At 63.3% G+C, this 19,862-nt stretch carries 16 protein-coding genes; 9 read left to right on the top strand and 7 right to left on the bottom strand.

Annotated features, from left to right (window positions below):
- Positions 1-16: 16 nt before the first annotated feature.
- Genes WF331_RS23910 through WF331_RS23925 form a run of 4 tightly spaced genes read right to left on the bottom strand, consistent with a single transcriptional unit; the run spans position 17 to position 3,619 of the window.
- On the bottom strand, positions 17-919 hold the full coding sequence (locus tag WF331_RS23910; protein ID WP_016498237.1) for a pyridoxal-phosphate dependent enzyme: 903 nt from the start codon (positions 917-919) through the stop codon (positions 17-19).
- Positions 916-2,124 carry an MFS transporter gene (locus tag WF331_RS23915; protein WP_340623357.1) on the bottom strand — a complete coding sequence of 403 codons (1,209 nt, stop codon included), beginning with the start codon at positions 2,122-2,124 and terminating at the stop codon, positions 916-918. The genes WF331_RS23910 and WF331_RS23915 overlap by 4 nt, the downstream gene beginning before the upstream one ends.
- A complete protein-coding gene (locus WF331_RS23920) occupies positions 2,121-2,909 on the bottom strand; it encodes an alanyl-tRNA editing protein (RefSeq protein WP_340623358.1) in 789 nt (262 codons plus the stop codon). The genes WF331_RS23915 and WF331_RS23920 overlap by 4 nt, the downstream gene beginning before the upstream one ends.
- A complete protein-coding gene (locus WF331_RS23925) occupies positions 2,906-3,619 on the bottom strand; it encodes a serine O-acetyltransferase (RefSeq protein WP_016498234.1) in 714 nt (237 codons plus the stop codon). Before WF331_RS23925 ends, WF331_RS23920 begins: the two co-directional genes overlap by 4 nt.
- 172 nt (positions 3,620-3,791) lie before the next feature.
- Here WF331_RS23925 and WF331_RS23930 point away from each other — a divergent pair, with 172 nt between their 5' ends.
- The 7 genes from WF331_RS23930 (at position 3,792) to pdeM (ending at position 14,895) form a co-directional block, all read left to right on the top strand.
- Positions 3,792-5,132 (top strand): aminotransferase-like domain-containing protein, encoded by a 1,341-nt coding sequence (locus WF331_RS23930; protein ID WP_016498233.1) that lies wholly within the window; start codon positions 3,792-3,794, stop codon positions 5,130-5,132.
- A gap of 103 nt (positions 5,133-5,235) precedes the next feature.
- Positions 5,236-7,677, top strand: a complete 2,442-nt coding sequence (locus tag WF331_RS23935; RefSeq protein WP_016498232.1) for a penicillin acylase family protein — start codon at positions 5,236-5,238, stop codon at positions 7,675-7,677.
- Positions 7,678-7,784: 107 nt separating this feature from the next.
- Positions 7,785-8,801, top strand: a complete 1,017-nt coding sequence (locus WF331_RS23940; protein WP_016498231.1) for a ligase-associated DNA damage response exonuclease — start codon at positions 7,785-7,787, stop codon at positions 8,799-8,801.
- Positions 8,798-10,456, top strand: coding sequence for an ATP-dependent DNA ligase (locus tag WF331_RS23945; protein ID WP_016498230.1), 1,659 nt, complete (start codon positions 8,798-8,800; stop codon positions 10,454-10,456). Before WF331_RS23940 ends, WF331_RS23945 begins: the two co-directional genes overlap by 4 nt.
- A 156-nt stretch (positions 10,457-10,612) precedes the next feature.
- On the top strand, positions 10,613-11,728 hold the full coding sequence (locus WF331_RS23950; protein WP_016498229.1) for a succinylglutamate desuccinylase/aspartoacylase family protein: 1,116 nt from the start codon (positions 10,613-10,615) through the stop codon (positions 11,726-11,728).
- 66 nt (positions 11,729-11,794) lie between these two features.
- Positions 11,795-14,248, top strand: a complete 2,454-nt coding sequence (locus tag WF331_RS23955; protein ID WP_340623359.1) for a ligase-associated DNA damage response DEXH box helicase — start codon at positions 11,795-11,797, stop codon at positions 14,246-14,248.
- Positions 14,245-14,895, top strand: a complete 651-nt coding sequence (pdeM, locus tag WF331_RS23960) for a ligase-associated DNA damage response endonuclease PdeM (RefSeq protein WP_016498227.1) — start codon at positions 14,245-14,247, stop codon at positions 14,893-14,895. The genes WF331_RS23955 and pdeM overlap by 4 nt, the downstream gene beginning before the upstream one ends.
- A 6-nt stretch (positions 14,896-14,901) precedes the next feature.
- On the opposite strand, the gene WF331_RS23965 is transcribed toward pdeM, so the two are convergent.
- Both WF331_RS23965 and dcd read right to left on the bottom strand, forming a co-directional pair.
- On the bottom strand, positions 14,902-15,129 hold the full coding sequence (locus WF331_RS23965) for a hypothetical protein (protein ID WP_340623360.1): 228 nt from the start codon (positions 15,127-15,129) through the stop codon (positions 14,902-14,904).
- A 94-nt stretch (positions 15,130-15,223) separates the two neighbouring features.
- Positions 15,224-15,790, bottom strand: coding sequence for a dCTP deaminase (dcd, locus tag WF331_RS23970; protein ID WP_003258001.1), 567 nt, complete (start codon positions 15,788-15,790; stop codon positions 15,224-15,226).
- 328 nt (positions 15,791-16,118) lie between these two features.
- Between dcd and WF331_RS23975 the strand changes: the two genes are divergently transcribed.
- Positions 16,119-16,328, top strand: coding sequence for a cold-shock protein (locus WF331_RS23975; protein ID WP_012273869.1), 210 nt, complete (start codon positions 16,119-16,121; stop codon positions 16,326-16,328).
- A 166-nt stretch (positions 16,329-16,494) separates the two neighbouring features.
- Here the strand turns inward: WF331_RS23975 and apbC are convergent, their stop codons facing one another.
- Complete coding sequence (apbC, locus tag WF331_RS23980) at positions 16,495-17,589, bottom strand: iron-sulfur cluster carrier protein ApbC (protein WP_016498225.1); 1,095 nt, start codon at positions 17,587-17,589, stop codon at positions 16,495-16,497.
- 158 nt (positions 17,590-17,747) lie between these two features.
- Here apbC and metG point away from each other — a divergent pair, with 158 nt between their 5' ends.
- A complete protein-coding gene (metG, locus tag WF331_RS23985; RefSeq protein WP_016498224.1) occupies positions 17,748-19,787 on the top strand; it encodes a methionine--tRNA ligase in 2,040 nt (679 codons plus the stop codon).
- Positions 19,788-19,862: the final 75 nt, after the last annotated feature.

Genomic DNA, 19,862 nt, shown 5'->3' on the forward strand with positions numbered 1-19,862 from the left:
CTCGATTAAAAACCTGCTACGCGGCCTTTCGCCGGGTCGCCCCCAGCAAGTCCTGGTACCAGAGCCCCGCGTCATAGGCGATGGTGACCAGGGTGGTCGCGGCATACCGCGGGTGCTGTGCCATGCGCTGGGCAACAGCGAGGCAGGCTGCGGCGGTATTCCCCACGAAAATGCCACTTTGCATGTAGAACCAGCGCTGTGCGGCCAGCATTTCGGCGTGCTGCACCTGAGCCCGTTCGTCCACCAGCGACCAGTCCATGAAGGGTGGGCAAACACCCACCGCCATGCCTTCAAAGCGATGGTCCGTGAACACGCCCGCCCTTGAATCACAACCGCTGGGGTCGACCAACACCGTCGAAACGTCAAAACCGTGGTCCTTCAGCCCCAGGGTAATGCCTGTGAAACTTGCGCCAGTGCCGGCGCAGCCGACAAACAGGATTTCCCGCCCGGCCCCGATGTTGGTCAATTGCACGGCAAGCTCACTGGCCGTCTGGTAACGATGGGCTTCAATGCCCACCGGGTTGTTGAATTGATCGGTGTAGAAATAGGACTTGCCCAGTGCGGCCTGGTTCTCCAGGTGATGCATCACGACATCCTTGGGTGTGGCGCCGGCCACCAGCATCTCTTTGCCGATCAGCCTGGCACCAAAACACTCCAGCAAATCCCGTTTGGTCTGGCTGAAGCCAAGCCCTACCGCTAGTTCCACGGCCACCTGATACTTGTGACAGGCCGCCAGCAAGCCGAAACCGAAACTGCCGCCGGTTTTTTCAATGACCGTGGTCACACCCGGGATGATGTCGCCGTTGCGCAGGGCATGCTCGACAATGTGCCGGGCTGCCCGGTATTTGTGGCTGCCGCCTGGATTGTTCATTTCCAGTTTGGTGTAGATGCGTTCGCTGACGCTGATGAGCTCGCTCATTTGCGGCTACCTTCCATTGACGTGTGCAGGCAGGCCTTGTTCTGCAGCAGGCCGGCAGTGGCGAAGAGCAAACCGATGCAAAGGGCCATGCAAATGGCATTGGTGCCATCCCAGCCAACCGTACTCAGCAACAGCGAAGGGCTGAACGCACCGACGGTTGCCAGAATGGCAATGGCGAGGTCGTTCTTGCCCTGCATCTGCATCGCTGCCGGGCTGTTTTGCAGCGACTGGGCCAGCAATGCGCCGCCGCCCACATACGTGAGGTTCCAGCCCAGCCCGAGGGCAATCAGCGCCAGGGTCATCATGGCGTAGCTGTGCGACCAAATATTCAGCGCCGAGCAACCGATCAACAGTGCCAGCCCGGCACAGATGGTGGTCTTGATGCCCAGCTTCTGAATGATTGCGCCGGTAAAGAATGACGGTGCAAACATGGCAACCACATGCCACTGGATGGCCAGGCGGACATCAGAGAAGTCCTCATGCATGTGTTTCATGTGCATCGATGCCTGAATCATGAGCAGGTTCATGATCCCGTAGCTCAGCGCCGCAACCGCCATGGCAACTTTCACCGACGGGCTGAACGGTTCGCGGGGAGTGGCCGATTTTTCCGCGTGCTGACTGGCTTTGACGATACCGGCATCGTCGGGCAGGCAAACGGCAATCAACAGCGACATCAACGCAAGGCCAACGAACGAGGCATAACACAGCGAAAATAGCGGGTACCCACCCACGTCCCTCAGCCACTCGGTCAGAGTCGGCCCCACCACGGCTGCAATCACGCCCCCCGCCACCACCAGTGAAAGGGCCTTGGGCTTGAGGCTCTGGGCCAGGTTGTCAGTGGCCGCGAAGCGGTTGAAGTTGGCGAAGGCGATATAAACGCCCAACGCTGAATGGCTCAGTACCAGCAGCTGGAAGTGCTGGTATTCCACGGCCAGATAACCGCTGACACCAGAAGCCGCCAAGGGGATCGACCCCAGCATGAAGGCTTTCTTGCGACCGATACGGCTCATCAACCTGGAGACTGGGTACGTTGCCAGCATCAGGCAGAGAAACTGGAACCCGTAGGGCACGGTGGACCACGCAGCAGCCGGCGCCAATGCGGCCCCGACGATGGCGGCCATGGTCACGGACATGACAGCGGTCGTCAGGTTGATCGACTGTGCGGTGAAGTACAGGTAGGTACGCCGCGGGAGTGTGCTGTTCATAGCCCAGGCTCGTGATAGGTGGAAACATCGATTTCGGCATCCGGGAACACGCAGATCAGCCGCTCTTTGCCTTTGCCCAGGCGTTTGCGGCGCACGGACACGCGCCCGATCCGCCGAGGCGACTCAAGGTGTGTGCCACCACACGGGATTTCGATGCCGTTGTAGGTCCACAGGCGCGCGTCTTCCAGGCCCTGCACCGCGTAGTGTTCGATGGGCGCATCGCAGGCGATCAGCTCATTTGCACGCCGTTCTATCTCCACCACGTCTTCGGCAGTGAATGCGTCTTCGACCAGAAAGTCGAAACGCGCCGAGTCTTCCTTGATATGGCAGCCGATGGTCCACTGTTTCAGTTCTTCACGCAGGCTGATGGCGGCGGCATACAGGAAGTGACTGGCACTGTGAGACAGCGTCAACCGTTCGCGTCGCTCAATATCTATAGTGACGCGGGCCGGCATGCCAACGGTGACTTCATCCAGCAGGTGCAAGTCATCAGGGTGCAGGCTGTGAATAATGATGCCGCCCAGTTTTCCGCCTTTGAAACCTTCCAGGCGAATAGGGCTACCGTAGAGTTTTTTAACCCAGACAAAGCGCACAGTGCCTATCGGTAGTTCAATCGTGCCGACGTCAGCTTCCTGGCCGCCACCTTCGGGATAGGCCACGGTACTCTGCAATTCGATACCGTCACTGTGTACCCGCGTTACTTGAGTATTCGCACCCGCCAGGTATTGGTCCTTGTAATAAAGTTTCTCGGTATTGCGCAACACTTCATAATTCAGGGAATTCATGGTTCCAATACCACCTGCAGTGATGTTTTTACCTGCACACGGGCAGCGGCAGGGACGTCTTTGGTAATGATGCAGCCCGGCCCGATGAAGGCGCCGTCGCCGACGTGGATAGCACCCAGCACACTGGCGAACGCGCCGATCTGTACCCGGTTGCCCAAGGTCGGGTGCCTGGGGCTCGAAGGGTTGTCACTGATACCGCGTGCGCCCAGGGTGACGCCGCCCAGCACGTAGCAATCGTCACCAATGGTCGATGTTTCACCAATGACGGTGCCCATGCCGTGATCGATGATGAAGCGCGCACCGATACGGCTGCGGAAATGAATCTCCGCCCCCGAGAGCATTTTTCCGCGCCTGGAGATCATGGCGGCCAGGCACTGGCCGCCAGCACCGTAGGTAGAAGCCGTATTGCAGTAGACCCAGTGGGCAAGCCGATAGTGCAAAACCGCAGAATAAGAGGTGTAAGTTCTTGCAATAAATACCAGGTCGCGGCCAGCCGCTGGATCTTTTTGGGCAAAGGCCTGCAAGTCGGCATGGGCCTGTTCGGAAACACTTTCAATAATCAGTGTTTCTTTCAGCGCTTCGAACTCGTCGATTGAACAGCATTCCAATAACGCCGAGGTCACAAGATTCTTGACTACTTTGAATGACGCCAGTTCGTCAGGCAAAGGGAGCCTGGCAATGACGGCAGATTGCATGTCCATAGTATGCATGGGCTTGATATCCAGTTGTCTGGTCTGCACAGACGCTAAAAGTGCCGCCTTTGCTGGCAGCCGAAAGTTCCGACAAGGGGATAGTGGCAGGTACTGGCCATTTGCAAACGAACAGTCGACAAGCATTTCCGTTAACTGTTAGGCTTTTTTTTCTAACGGTTTCGGACCTGCCATGAACCCCTCCAGCCTTCATCACCTGTTGAAACAGCGCCTGGATGCAGGCGAGTGGTCGCCAGGGCAACGCATGCCCTCCATTCGCAAACTCACGGCCGCTGTCGATTTCAGTTACCACGACGTGGTATCGGCGTATGCCCAGCTGGTCAGCGAAGGTGTGTTGACGGCCTCGCCCGGCCGCGGCTACTTCGTCGCCAACCGCAGCCGGCAGACGAGCGTGATCCACGAGCCCGAGTGCATGGCCGGCGATCCGCTGTTCCGGCTGCTGCAGGGCGGGCAGCACTACACCAAACTGGGCAGCGGCTGGCTGCCGCCGGCGTGGCGCGACACCGAGCTGCTGGCCAAGGCGATTCGTCGCACCGCGCGGCTGGAGCAAAGCTCGCTGGCAGAGTACGGCGACATCCAGGGTTACCTGCCCATGCGCAAACAGCTGTGCGTGCACATGAAACGGCTGACCCGTGTCGAAGCCCGCCCCAACCAGTTGCTGACCACCCTGGGCGCCACGCAAGGCCTGGACCTGGTTGCCCGGTTGCTGATCAAGCCAGGCGACCACGTGTTCGTCGACGAGCCGGGCAACGGCAACCTGATCAAGCTGATCCAGCTGGCGGGTGGGCACGTCGTCGGTATCCGGCGGACCCAGGACGGGCCGGATGTGGAGGAAATGCGGCGCTACCTGGCCATCCACAAGGTCAGAGCGTTCTTCTGCAACAGCACCTTCCACAACCCGACCGGCAGCAACATCAGCCCGCACAACGCCTTCAGCGTGCTACGCCTGGCGGTGGAGCACGAGTTCTACGTGGTCGAGGATGATGTGTATGGCGACTTCAGCCCTGCCGTGCGCCAGACCTTCGCCGAGCTGGACAACCTTGACCGGGTCATCTACATCGGCAGTTTTTCCAAATGCCTGTCCGCCTCGTTGCGCGTGGGCTTCATCGCCTGCTCGCAAGACCTGATAGAACCGCTGACCCGCCTGAAACTGCTGACCTGCGTGGCCGTGCCTGCGTTTTGCGAGCGCTTCGTCAACACCATATTGTCGGACGGCACCTATGCCCGGCACATGAAGGATGTACAGCAGCGCCTGATCCGGCAGCAAGTCCAGACCCAACGATTGTTGCTCGAGCGCGGCTGGCAGTTCGAGATCGCGCCGCAAGGGGGCATGTTCCTCTGGGTCTACCACCCGGACCTGCCCGACCTGCAACCTCTGGTGCGCAAACTGGAGCAGCACAAGATTCTGCTGATGCCTGGCTCTGCATTCGCGGTCACCCGTGACTACCGACGCTATGCGCGTATCAATTGCACGCATTTTTCCGACACGCTGGCAGACCACTTCAACGTTTGAGCCCGCGCAGGCAAATAAACCGACACAGGACCTTGCACGGCGCCTGCGCGCTTACTACCTTAGCGCCTTTCGAAACCCGCCTCGCCTTGCAGGAGCCCTTGTCATGGCCGCCCCCGCCTTTCCTCCCTTCCGCCTGCGGTTTGCAACCGCCGCCACGCTGCTCGGCATGCTCGGGCTGGCCGGCTGCCAGACGGGCGGCCACCAGGACAGCGTGCCACCGACCAGCGGCGTGCAGCCGCTCAAAGGCCTGGCGCAGAACGTCTCGATCCGCCGCAACGCCATGGGCGCGCCATTGATCGAAAGCAGCAGCTTCCATGATGCGCTGTTCAGCCTGGGCTACGTGCACGCGGGCGACCGTATCGAACAGATGGTCGCCATGCGCCTGCTCGCCCAAGGCCGCCTGGCCGAACTGGCCGGCAGCGACGCGCTGGACATCGACCGCCTGATGCGCGCTGCCAACCTCAAGCAGAGCGCCGCCCAGCAATACGCCGACGCATCGCCACGGCTCAAGCGCTTCTTCGAAGTATATGCGCGCGGGGTCAACGCCTACCTGTTCCGCTACCGCGACAAGCTGCCGGCCGACCTTGCCAACAGCGGCTATCGCCCCGAGTACTGGAAGCCCGAAGACTCGGCGCTGATCTTCTGCCTGTACGCGTTCAGCCAGTCGGTGAACCTGCAGGAAGAACTGAGCGCCCTGACCCTGGCGCAGAAAGCCGGCAGCGACAAGCTGGCCTGGTTGCTGCCCGGAGCACCGGATGAGCCGTTGGCCGAAACGGAAGTGGACAAACTCAAGGGCCTGAACCTGGCCAGCCAGTTGCCGGGCCTGCCAGCGCTGGCGGCCGCCAGCCAGAAACTGGCCGACCTTGACCTGCTCGGCAGCCCGGGCTCTGCCAACCTGGCGCTGGGCCCGCAGCGCAGCCGCAGTGGCAAGAGCCTGCTGGCCAGCGACAGCCGCGCCGCCTGGGCCCTGAGCCCGGTGCAAATCCACACGGGCAAGTACCAGGTTGCCGGCCTGTCGTTGCCCGGCCTGCCGATCGTGCTGGCTGGCTACAACGGCAAGCTGGCCTGGAGCAGCAGCGCCGTGATGGCCGACAACCAGGACCTGTACCTGGAGCAACTGCGTCGGCAGGGCAGCCAGCTGACCTACCTCGCCGATGGCAAATGGCTGCCGGCCCGCGCCCGTAGCGAAACCTTCTTCGTCCGCGGCCAGCGCCCGCTGCGCGAGGTGATGTACGACACCCGCCACGGGACCCTGCTGGCCCAACCTGATAACGCCAGCCTGGGCCTGGCGCTGAACCTGCCACAGTTCAAGGGCGACCGCAGCCTGGATGCACTGTTTGACCTGACCCGTGCCAAGAACGTCGAGCGCGCCTTCGACAGCACCCGTGAAGTGACCGCCGCCGCCCTCAACTTCGTCTTCGCCGAGCCCGACCATATCGGCTGGCAGGTCAGCGGCCGTTACCCCAACCGCCGCGAAGGCCAGGGCCTGCTGCCCTCGCCGGGCTGGGACGGGCGCTATGACTGGGACGGCTATGCCGACCCAATGCTGCACCCCTACGACCAGGACCCACCCGCCGGCTGGATCGGCCACGCCAACCAGCGCAGCCTGCCACGTGGTTATGGGATGCAGTTGTCCAGCACCTGGTACTACCCGGAACGCGCTGAACGCCTGGCCCAGCTGGCCGGCAATGGCCGCCACGACAGCCGCAGCCTGATGGCCCTGCAGAACGACCAGGTGACCCTGCTGGCCGCCAAGCTCAAGCAGATGTTCGATGCCCCTGGCATGGCCCAGCCACTGAAACAGGCGATCGATACCCTGCCCGCCGCACAGCGCGACAAGGCCAAAGACGCGCTGGCCCGGCTGAAAGCTTTCGACGGCCGTCTGAGCCCGGTGTCGGCTGACGCAGCGCTGTACGAGCTGTTTCTCCAGGAAGTTGCACGGCAAACGTTCCTCGACGACCTCGGCCCGGAGTCCGGCCCGGCGTGGCAGGCGTTCGTCAGCAATGCCCGGTTGTCGTTCTCGGCGCAGGCCGATCACCTGCTGGGGCGCGACGACAGCCCGTTCTGGGATGACCGCAGCACCCCGCAGAAAGAAGACAAACCCACCATCCTCGCCCGCAGCCTGGCTGGCGCGGTGGATGCCGGCAACGCACAACTGGGTGCCGACCGCCGCGCCTGGCAGTGGGGCAAGCTGCACCAGTACCGCTGGCCGGCACCGGCCTACCATGGCCTGGGCGATGCCACCAGCCGTTCGCCGCTGGCCGCTGGCGGCGATTTCACGACCCTGGCCCTCACGCCGTACGCCTGGGGCAGCGACTTCGACACCCGTCTGCCCGCCTCGGCGCGGATGATCGTCGACTTCGGCCAGGCCGAACCTTTGCAGGTGCTGACCAGCAGCGGCCAGTCCGGCAACCCTGCCAGCGCGCACTACAGCGACGGGCTGGATGCCTGGTTCAAAGGGCGCTTCATGAGCCTGCCGCTACAGCCGCAGAACTTCGCCAGGGCGTATGGCAACCCGCGGCTTACGTTGGTGCCCGGCAAATAAACGGCATTGCCTGCTTTGGGGCTGCTTGGCAGCCCCAACCATTTCCTGTCGAACTTCCCTTCACCCGCGTGGCTCCTAACTGGTAACTCCAAACCGGCGCCCATGCCATGGACCTCGTCATCGCCCGCCCTGAAGGCCTGTACTGCCCGCCCGGTGATTTCTACATAGACCCTTGGCGGCCCGTGGACCGCGCCGTGATCACGCATGGCCACGGTGACCATGCACGCACCGGCAATGGCCATTATCTGACCGCCAGCCCCGGCGCCGGTATCCTGCGCAGCCGCCTGGGCCAGGGTATCAATTTGCAGACCCTGCCCTATGGCGAGCGCCTGATACACCATGGTGTGACCCTGAGCCTGCACCCGGCCGGGCATGTGCTGGGCTCGGCGCAGGTGCGCCTGGAGCATCAGGGCCAAGTCTGGGTCGCCTCTGGGGACTACAAGGTAGAGCCCGATGGCACCTGCACCCCCTTCGAACCGGTGCCGTGCCACACCTTCATCACCGAATCGACCTTCGGCCTGCCTATCTACCGCTGGCCAAGCCAGGGTGAGATCTTCGCCGGCATCAATGCCTGGTGGCGGGCCAACAGCGAACAGGGCAAGGCCAGCGTGCTGTTCTGCTATGCCTTCGGCAAGGCCCAGCGCATTCTGCATGGGCTGGACCCCAGCATCGGCCCGATCCTCGTGCATGGCGCCGTCGAGCCGCTCAACCGGGTGTACCGGGACGCCGGTATACACCTGCCGCAGACCCACTATGCCGGCGATATCCCGCGCAACGACCCTTTGCTGCGCCAGGCGCTGGTCCTGGCACCACCCTCGGCCGGTGGCAGCAGCTGGATGCGCCGCTTCGGCGAGTACAGCGACGCCTTCGCCAGCGGCTGGATGCTGTTGCGCGGCGCCCGCCGACGGCGCGGCGTGGACCGGGGCTTCGTGCTCTCGGACCATGCCGACTGGCCCGGCCTGCTGTGGGCAATCGGCGAGACCGGCGCCGAACGGGTGATGGTTACCCACGGCTCGGTCAATGTGCTGGTGCGCTACCTCAACGAACAAGGCCTTGATGCCCGCGCCTTCGCCACCGAGTACGGCGACGAGGACGACGTCGCCACTACCGAACCTGCACCATGAAAGCCTTCGCCACGTTGTACCTGCGCCTGGACGCGACCACGTCCAGCAATGCCAAGCTTGAGGCCCTGCGCGACTATTTCGCCAGTGCCCCCGCCGGGGATGCGGCCTGGGCCGTGTACTTTCTGGCCGGCGGGCGCCCGCGCCAGCTGGTGCCCACGCGCGTGTTACGCGAACAGGCAACGGCAGAGGCCGGGTTACCGGACTGGCTCTTTGAAGAGAGCTACCAGGCAGTCGGTGACCTGGCCGAAACCATTTCGCTGTTGGTGCCCGTACACGCCGATGGCAGCAATGAAGGCCTTGCCACCTGGGTGGAGCAGTATTTGCTGCCGCTGCGGGGGCTATCGCCTGAGCAGGTTCAGCAGCGCCTGCAGCCACTGTGGGCGCAGCTGGACCGCCCCAGCCTGATGCTGTGCCTGAAGCTGATCACGGGCAGTTTTCGCGTGGGCGTGTCCAAGCTGCTGGTCACCCGCGCCCTGGCACAACTGGCCGGGCTTGACGCCAAACGCGTCGCCCAGCGGATGGTCGGCTATACCGATATCAGCCACCGCCCAACGGCGGCCAGCTACCAGAGGCTGGTTGCCGCCGAGTCGGCCGATGAACACAGCCAGCGCGGCGGCCAGCCCTACCCGTTCTTCCTGGCGCACCCGCTGCAAGCGCCAACGGAACAGTTCGACACACTGCTTGGGCCGCCAAGTGCCTGGCAGATCGAGTGGAAATGGGACGGCATTCGCGCCCAGGTGGTCAAGCGCGAGGGCCAACTGTGGGTCTGGTCGCGTGGCGAAGAGCTGGTTACCGAACGCTTCCCCGAGCTGCACAGCCTGGCGCAGACGTTACCCGATGGCGTGGTGCTGGACGGTGAAATCCTGGTATGGAAGCCAGGCGATACCCCCGCTGAACTGGCCGTCCAGCCTTTTGCCCTGTTACAGCAGCGCATCGGTCGCAAGACGCTGGGCAAAAAATTGCTGAGCGATGCCCCGGTGGTCCTGCAAGCCTACGACCTGCTGGAGTGGCAAGGCGAGGACTGGCGCAACCGGCCGCAGCACGAGCGCCGCCGGCAGCTGGAACGGTTGGTGGAAGACCACCCACTGGCCCCGGTGCTGCTTTCGCCCCTGCTTGATGGCCCGGACTGGGCTGACCTCGCCCGCCAGCGCGAGCAATCACGCAGCCTGGGTGTCGAGGGCCTGATGCTCAAGCAACGTGAAGCCTTGTACGGCGTTGGGCGTACCAAGGATATGGGTATCTGGTGGAAGTGGAAGATCGACCCGTTCAGCGTCGATGCCGTGCTGATATATGCCCAGCGCGGCCACGGCCGGCGGGCCAGCCTGTACAGCGACTACACCTTCGCCGTGTGGGACGCACCGGCCGGCACCCCGGGGCGCGCACTGGTGCCCTTTGCCAAGGCCTACTCCGGGCTCAGTGACGAAGAAATGCGCAAGGTCGACGCCATTATCCGCAAGACCACGGTGGAAACCTTCGGCCCGGTGCGCAGTGTGACGCCGACGCTGGTGTTCGAACTGGGCTTCGAAGGCATCGCATTATCGAAACGCCATAAAAGCGGCATCGCCGTGCGCTTTCCGCGCATGCTGCGCTGGCGGCTGGACAAGCCGGTCGAAGAGGCAGATGACCTGGCGACCTTGCAGGCATTGCTGGCCTGAGGCGATTCCGGCCCCCGGCCTCTTCGCGGGCGTGCCCGCGAAGAAGCCTGCGCGGTGACCGGAGCGAAAGCGAGGAGGCGCAAGGCCAAAAACTATGCTTCTATCTTTGTGCCGACCCGTGTCGCAGACCGTATTCGCCACGCATCCAGGACCACCATGCATCATTCAACACACGACCTGCTCTCACCCGTTCCGGGCATCACCCGCCAGCTGCACAGCTTTCACTTCGGCCCCCGCGGTGGTGGCAAGGTCTATATACAGGCCTCGCTCCACGCCGACGAGCTACCGGGCATGCTGGTGGCCTGGCACCTCAAACGCCGCCTGGCGGAACTTGAACAACAAGGCCGCCTGCAACGTGAAATCATCCTGGTACCGGTGGCCAACCCGGTCGGCCTGGAGCAAGTGCTGCTGGATGCGCCACTGGGGCGCTTCGAACTGCAAAGCGGCGAGAACTTCAACCGCAATTTCGTCGACCTGTCGGACAGCATCGGCGACCAGATCGAAGAACACCTGACCCAGGACCCGGCCCACAACATCGCACTTATCCGCGAATACCTGCGCCGCGGGCTGGACGCACACCCGGCCCGCACACCGCTGCAGGCCCAGCGCCTGATCCTGCAGCGGCTGGCCTGCGACGCCGACATGGTGCTGGACCTGCACTGCGATTTCGAGGCGGTCGAGCACCTGTACACCACTCCAGACGCTTGGCCGCAGATCGAGCCCCTGGCCCGCTACCTTGGGGCCCAGGCCAGCCTGCTGGCCACCGACTCGGGCGGACAGTCGTTCGACGAATGCTTCAGCCTTGTCTGGTGGCAGTTGCAGCAACGCTTCGGCAAGCGCTTCCCGATTCCGCTGGGCTGCTGCTCGGTGACCGTCGAGTTGCGCGGCCAGGCGGATGTCTGTCATGACCTGGCCAGCAAGGATTGCCAAGCGATAATCAACTTCCTGACCCACGCGGGTGTAATCGAAGGCGCCAGCCCCTCCTTGCCAGCCTTGCTCCACCCCGCCACGCCGCTGGCCGCTGTGGAACCGGTGTCGACGCCACTCGGTGGCTTGCTGGTGTATCACGCCAAACCCGGGCAGCACCTGGAAGCCGGCCAGTTGATCGCAGAAATCATCGACCCGCTCAGCGACCGGGTGACCGCAGTGCGTAACAGCCAGCCGGGCCTGCTGTACGCCCGCAGCGTGCGGCGCATGGCAACGGCTGGCATGGTCATCGCCCATGTGGCCGGCGAGCAGGTGTGCCGCAGCGGCTATCTGCTGGGCAACTGATTCGGTAAAACCATTGCCCATGGCGGATGGTCTGTAGAAGCACACCCTTCGACGGACCACTGCCTCATGCCCGCCGCCACCGACCTTGCCAATGCCTGGTTCGCCAAACGAGGGTGGAAGCCGTTCGCTTTCCAGCGACGCGTGTGGGCAGCTGTCGAGCGTGGAGAGTCTGGCCTGCTGCACGCCAGCACCGGCGCCGGCAAGACCTACGCCGTGTGGCTCGCCGCGCTTCGCGCTTTCAAGCCCAAGCCCCAGGGCAGCCAACCTGTGCCCTTGCAGGTGGTGTGGGTCACGCCCATGCGGGCCTTGGCCGCCGACACCGCGCGCGCCTTGCAGGCGCCGCTCGATGAGCTTGAACTGCCCTGGCGCGTAGGCGTGCGCAGCGGCGACACCGGCAGCGCCGAACGCGCCCGGCAAGCACGGCGCCTGCCCAGCGTGCTGGTCACCACCCCCGAAAGCCTGACCTTGCTGCTGACCCGGGCACAGGCGCGCGAAGATTTCGCCACGCTGCGCCTGGTGGTGGTGGATGAATGGCACGAACTGCTGGGCAACAAGCGCGGTGTACAGCTGCAACTGGCGCTGGCCCACCTGCGCCAGTGGCACCCCGACCTGCCCACATGGGGCCTCTCTGCCACGCTTGGCAACCTGCAACACGCGCTGGAGGTGCTGCTGCCGCAAGGCGGCCTGCTGGTGCAGGGCCGCCAGGACAAGGTGCTGCAGGTCGATACCCTGCTGCCGGCGGCAATCGAGCGCTTCCCGTGGGCCGGCCACATGGGCCTGAAGATGCTCGACCAGGTCAGCCAGGAGATCGATGCCAGTGCCAGCTGCCTGGTGTTCACCAACACCCGTGCCCAGGCCGAACTCTGGTACCAGGCCCTGCTTGAAGCCCGCCCCGACTGGGCCGGGCTGATTGCCTTGCACCATGCCTCGCTGGCCCGGGAAACCCGGGACTGGGTCGAGCGCAGCCTCAAGCAGGGCAGCCTGAAGGCAGTGGTCTGTACGTCCAGCCTGGATCTGGGGGTGGACTTCCTGCCAGTGGAGCGGGTGCTGCAAATCGGCTCGGCCAAGGGCATTGCCCGCCTGATGCAGCGGGCTGGCCGCTCCGGCCATGCACCGGGGCGGCGTTCGCGGATAACCCTGGTGCCCACTCACAGCCTGGAACTGGTGGAAGCCGCAGCGGCGCGTCAGGCACTTGCGGCCGGGCACATCGAAGCGCGCGTCTCGCCACGGCTGTGCATGGACGTGCTGGTGCAGCATTTGGTCAGCATGGCCCTGGGCAGTGGCTTTGACGCCGAACAGCTACTGGCCGAAGTGCGCAGCACCTGGGCGTTCGCCGCATTGCGCGACAGCCAGTGGCAATGGGCCCTGGACTTCGTCTGCCACGGCGGCGGCTCACTCAGCGCCTACCCGGACTACCAGCGCGTCGAACGCCAGGCCGATGGCATTTACCGGGTCGCCAGCGAGCGCCTGGCGCGGCGCCATCGCATGAGCATCGGCACCATCGTCAGCGATGCCAACCTGCAACTTAAATATTGGTCCAAGGGCGGCGGGGGCAAGAGATTGGGCAGTGTTGAAGAGGCATTCATTTCCCGCCTGAGGCCCGGCGATACGCTGGTATTTGCCGGGCGCGTGCTGGAACTGGTGCGCGTGGAAAACATGACGGCCTATGTGCGTCGCAGCACTGCGCGCAAGGCTGCGGTGGCGCGCTGGAATGGCGGGCGCATGCCGCTGTCCAGCGAACTGGCCGACGCGTTGGTCGAACAGCTCGATGCCGCAGCCCATGAACGCTTCGACGGCCCTGAGATGCGGGCGGTGCGCCCGCTGCTGGCGCTACAGGCCCAATGGTCAGCGTTGCCCACCACCGGCACATTGCTGGCCGAGACGTTCAAATCCCGCCAGGGCTGGCACTTGTTCCTGTACCCGTTTGCCGGGCGCATGGCCAACCTGGGCCTGGCCAACCTGATCGCCTGGCGGGTAAGCCACGTGCAGCCGCTGTCTGTGTCCATTGCTGTCAACGATTACGGGTTCGAACTGCTCAGCCCCGGTAACGTGGACTGGGCGGCGCACTTACCTCAGGCGCTTGCAACCGGGCAACTGCTGGAAGATGTGCTGGCCAGCCTGAATGCGGGAGAAATGGCGTTGCGGCGCTTTCGTGAGATCGCCCAGATAGCCGGGCTGGTGTTTGGCGGGTACCCGGCGGCGCAGAAAAGCACCCGACAGATCCAGGCGTCCAGTGGGCTGTTCTACGAGGTTTTCCGCAAGCATGACGCCGGGAATCTGCTGCTGGGTCAGGCGCGGGATGAGGTGCTGAGCGAGGAGCTGGAAATCGAACGGCTGCATCGGCATTTGCTGAAAATGAACGGCCTGCAACTGGATTTGCGTAGGTTGAAACGGCCAGGGCCGTTGGCGTTTGCCTTGCTGGTGGAAGGCATGCGCGAGACCCTGAGCACCGAAAAACTGGCGGACCGCATTGCGCGGATGGTCGCTGAACTTGAACGCGCGGCAGGCGGGCCAGAATGACCCATCAACCCATCGAGCATTGCGGTCAGACGCTTTGGCTGCTTGCCGACAAGGCCATCTACTGGCCTGCTCGCCGGGCCTTGCTGGTTGCCGACCTGCACATCGGCAAGGCCGCCAGCTATCGCGCCCTGCATCAACCAGTACCGCGCGGCACCACCGCAGCCACCCTCGCCCGGCTAGACGCCCTGCTGGCAGTGCACGACTGCGAGCAACTCATCGTCCTGGGCGACTTTCTCCATGCGCGCACCGCCCGCGCCCCCGCAACGCTGGCCAGGCTTCAGGTGTGGCGGGAGCGGCATGAGCACCTGCATATCGTGCTGATACGCGGCAACCACGATCGCAACGCTGGCGATCCACCCGCTTCGCTGCGCATTGAAGTAAAGGACGAACCCTGGATACTGGAGCCGTTTGCGCTACAGCACGAGCCCCGGCCCCACACGATGCACCCGGTGCTGGCAGGCCATGTACACCCGGCATTCGTCCTGCGCGGGAAGGCCCGCCAGCGCGTGCGATTGCCATGTTTCCTGATCGATGAAGGCGTCAGCCTGCTACCGGCATTCGGAGAATTCACCGGCGGCTGGACAATCGCACCCGGCGCAACCGGCCGGATATACCTGGCCGGCGCAGGGCGGGTCTGGGCGCTGTAACGGTGCTCAGGCTACAGGCGCTGGCGGCGGCTCGTCCGGCAACGTTGGCTCACGCGGCTCCATGGGTTGCGTTTCACCCGGTTCCGGTGGCTGTGGCGTATCGGGATCAGGCTGATGGGGCACGCCCCCCGCCTGCATCGGCAGCGGGTGCGCCAGCAGTGACCAGGGCAACAACCCGATGTGGTTTGGCTGCAGGCCTGCCAGCTTGGCACTGATTGCGGGATGGAGTTTCATTGGCGGCTCCTGACGAAGGCCGATGCACATCATGCGCACCGGCATTACTGCGTTGGAGTGCCAAAGGCACGGGGAATTCCCCGCGTTTGTCGGGTCAGGTACGTGGCAGGGTAACGCCGCGCTGGCCTTGGTATTTGCCGCCACGGTCCTTGTAGGACACTTCGCACTCTTCGTCAGACTGCAGGAACAGCATCTGTGCCACGCCTTCGTTGGCGTAAATTTTTGCCGGCAGCGTGGTGGTGTTGGAGAACTCCAGCGTCACATGGCCTTCCCACTCTGGCTCGAGCGGGGTGACGTTGACAATGATGCCGCAACGGGCATAGGTGCTCTTGCCCAGGCAGATGGTCAGCACGTCACGCGGAATGCGGAAGTACTCGACGGTGCGGGCCAGGGCGAAGGAGTTCGGCGGGATGATGCACACGTCGCTCTTGATATCGACGAAGCTACCGGCATCGAAGTTCTTGGGGTCGACGGTGGCCGAGTTGATGTTGGTGAAAACCTTGAATTCGTCGGCGCAGCGCACGTCGTAGCCATAGCTGGAGACACCGAACGAAATGACCCGGCTGTCCTGTTCGCCGCGCACCTGGCGCTCGACGAACGGTTCGATCATGCCGTGTTCCTGCGCCATGCGGCGAATCCACTTGTCCGATTTGATGCTCATGGCGGGGGTGTCCTGAAGAGTTGCGTGGTAAAAATCGTGATCCGCATCTTACCGGTCCCGGCGCCCAGGTTAAAGTTCTATGCCGCATCCCGCGCCAAGCGGAGGCTGCAGCCACCGTCGATCCGAATTTGCCTAAAGCATCTTCAGACCATTGGCAGGTTGCGGAAAGTGGGGTAAGGTGGCGCCACTGTGCTGCACGTGACACCGAGAATCTCTAGTTTGATGCACGATCCTGATCGGCCCATCGCTGAATTTTCTGCTCTCTTTGCGCTCAGTCCCGGGCAGGGTTTTTCCTGACCGTTCTTAAATTGTCCAAGGAGACAGAAAAATGTCCAACCGTCAAAACGGTACCGTTAAGTGGTTCAACGATGAAAAAGGCTACGGCTTCATCACCCCTCAGTCGGGCGACGACCTGTTCGTGCACTTCAAAGCCATCCAAGCTGACGGCTTCAAAACCCTGAAAGAAGGCCAGGCTGTTACTTTCGTCGCTACCCGCGGCCAGAAAGGCATGCAGGCTGAAGAAGTTCAGATCGCCTAAGCGATTTAGCTTCCTAGCTTTCAAAAAAACCCGCCTTCTGGCGGGTTTTTTTATGCCTGACTGAAAGACCGAGTCGCTTTCTTCGCGGGTAAACCCGCTCCCACAGGTCCGCGCGGCATTTGAAGGCTGCGCCGTACCCGCGAAGAAGGCGACTCGGTCTCATAGATCAGTCTTCGCTTATAGTAATGCTCGGCATCGCCGGTGCCGCTGCTTCCTGCAGTACGATCCGTGCACCCACCTGGCGGGCCAGTTCCTGATAGACCATGGCAATCTGGCTTTCCGGCTCGGCAATCGCCGTGGGCTTACCGCTGTCGGCCTGCTCGCGGATCAGCATCGACAACGGCAGCGAGGCCAGCAGGTCGACGCCATACTGGCTCGCCAGCTTCTCACCACCGCCTTCGCCGAACAGATGCTCGGCATGACCACAGTTTGAACAGATATGCACGGCCATGTTCTCGACCACCCCGAGCACCGGGATGTTGACCTTGCGGAACATCTCCACGCCCTTCTTGGCATCCAGCAACGCCAGGTCCTGCGGAGTGGTGACGATCACAGAGCCGGCCACCGGCACTTTCTGCGCCAGCGTCAGCTGGATATCGCCGGTACCCGGCGGCATGTCGATCACCAGGTAATCCAGGTCGTCCCAGGCGGTTTGGGTCACCAGTTGCAGCAGCGCACCGGAGACCATCGGGCCTCGCCAGACCATCGGCGTATTGTCGTCGGTTAGGAACGCCATGGACATGACTTCCACACCATGGGCCTTGATCGGCACAAACCACTTCTGGTCACGGATCTGTGGGCGGGTGCCTTCAGCAATACCGAACATCACGCCCTGGCTTGGGCCGTAGATGTCGGCATCGAGAATACCCACGCGCGCGCCTTCGCGGGCCAAGGCCAAGGCCAGGTTGGCCGCGGTGGTCGACTTGCCTACCCCACCCTTGCCCGAGGCCACGGCGATGATGTTCTTGACGTTGGCCATGGCCGGTACCTGGGCCTGGGCCTTGTGCGCGGCCACCTGGCAATCGATCGACACCTGGGCGCTGCTGACGCCCTCGAGGTTGCCGATGGCGGTCTGCAGCACCTGGGCCCAGCCGCTCTTGAACAGCCCGGCGGCATACCCCAACTGCAATTGCACGCTGACCTGCCCGCCCTGGATATCAATGGCGCGCACGCAACCGGCGCTGACCGGGTCCTGGTTCAGGTAGGGGTCGGTATACTGGCGAAGCACGCCTTCGACGGCGGCACGGGTGACGGCACTCATGGAGACTCCCATTGGCAAACTTGATGTAGAACAGGCGCCTATCCTAACCCGTCAATCGTCAGCAGATGCGCATGCGGGGTGAAATATCTTCGCCAGCCCTTTATAGTGGCCGATCACCCTCATTTTTACCCCGTAGCCAGATAAGTAGCCGAGCCACCATGTCCGAGCCACGTCAGATTCTCGTCACCAGCGCCCTGCCCTATGCCAATGGATCCATCCATCTTGGCCATATGCTCGAGTACATCCAGACAGACATGTGGGTCCGCTTCCAGAAAATGCGCGGCAACCAGTGCATCTACGTCTGCGCCGACGACGCCCACGGCTCGGCCATCATGCTGCGTGCCGAAAAGGAAGGCATCACGCCGGAACAGCTGATCGCCAACGTCCAGGCCGAGCACAGCGGCGACTTCGCAGACTTCCTGGTGGAGTTCGACAACTTCCACTCCACCCACAGCGAAGAAAACCGCGAACTGTCGAGCATGATCTACACGCGCCTGCGTGAAGCCGGGCACATCGCCACCCGTTCGGTGACCCAGTATTTCGACCCGGAAAAGGGCATGTTCCTGGCCGATCGCTTCATCAAGGGTACCTGCCCCAAGTGCGCGGCCGAAGACCAGTACGGCGACAACTGTGAAAAATGCGGCGCCACCTACGCGCCTACCGAGCTGAAGAACCCAAAGTCGGCGATTTCCGGTGCCACCCCGGTACTGCGTGATTCGCAGCACTTCTTCTTCAAGCTGCCCGACTTCCAGGCCATGCTGCAGCAGTGGACCCGCAGCGGCACCCTGCAGGATGCGGTGGCCAACAAGCTGGCCGAATGGCTGGATTCCGGCCTGCAGGAGTGGGATATCTCCCGTGACGCGCCGTACTTCGGCTTCGAGATCCCGGGCGAACCGGGCAAGTACTTCTACGTGTGGCTGGACGCGCCAATCGGCTACATGGCCAGCTTCAAGAACCTGTGCGCACGCCGCCCAGAGCTGGACTTCGACGCCTTCTGGAAGGAAGACTCCAAGGCCGAGCTGTACCACTTCATCGGCAAGGACATCGTCAACTTCCACGCCCTGTTCTGGCCCGCCATGCTCGAAGGCGCCGGCTTCCGCAAGCCGACTGCGGTCAACGTGCACGGCTACCTGACCGTCAACGGCGCCAAGATGTCCAAGTCGCGCGGCACCTTCATCAAGGCCCGCACCTACCTTGACCACCTGCAGCCGGAATACCTGCGTTACTACTACGCGGCCAAGCTGGGCCGTGGCGTCGACGACCTGGACCTGAACCTGGAAGACTTCGTGCAGAAGGTCAACTCCGACCTGGTGGGCAAGGTAGTCAACATCGCCAGCCGCTGCGCCGGGTTCATCCACAAAGGCAATGAAGGCGTGATGGTGGCCGGCGATGCCGCACCGGAGCTGACCGAGGCCTTCCTGGCCGCTGCCCCGTCTATCGCCGAAGCCTACGAAGGCCGCGACTTCGGCCGCGCCATGCGCGAGATCATGGCGCTGGCCGACCGCGCCAACGCCTGGATCGCCGACAAGGCACCATGGTCACTGGCCAAGCAGGAAGGCAAGCAGGATGAAGTGCAGGCCATCTGCGCCCAGGGCATCAACCTGTTCCGTCAGCTGGTGATCTTCCTCAAGCCCGTGCTGCCCGTGCTGGCGGCCGACGCCGAGGCCTTCCTCAACGTTGCCCCGCTGGCCTGGAACGACCACCTGTCGCGCCTGGAAAACCACCAGCTGAACCCGTTCAAGGCACTGATGAGCCGCATCGAACCGGCCAAGGTCGAAGCCATGGTCGCAGCCAGCAAGGAAGACCTGCTGGCCGCCGAAGCCAAGGCCCCGGCCGGCAATGGCGAGCTGACCAAGGACCCGCTTTCGGCAGAAATCGAGTTCGACACCTTCGCTGCCGTTGACCTGCGCGTGGCACTGATCGTCAAGGCCGAAGCCGTAGCTGGCGCCGACAAGCTGCTGCAACTGACCCTGGATATCGGTGACGAGCGCCGCAACGTGTTCTCCGGCATCAAGTCGGCTTACCCCGACCCGTCCAAGCTGGAAGGCCGCCTGACCATGATGGTTGCCAACCTCAAGCCACGGAAGATGCGCTTTGGCGTGTCCGAGGGCATGGTCATGGCCGCCGGCCCTGGCGGTGAAGAAATCTACCTGCTGAGCCCGGACAGCGGCGCCAAGCCTGGCCAGCGCATCAAGTAACGCCCCTGCCCCGGCCCTCGTGCCGGGGCAGTTCCTTCTGCGCCTTGCTTGCCGGACAACCACCCTGATTCCCGG

This window comes from Pseudomonas sp. YNh, from assembly GCF_037993085.1.
GTDB classification, from domain to species: domain Bacteria; phylum Pseudomonadota; class Gammaproteobacteria; order Pseudomonadales; family Pseudomonadaceae; genus Aquipseudomonas; species Aquipseudomonas putida.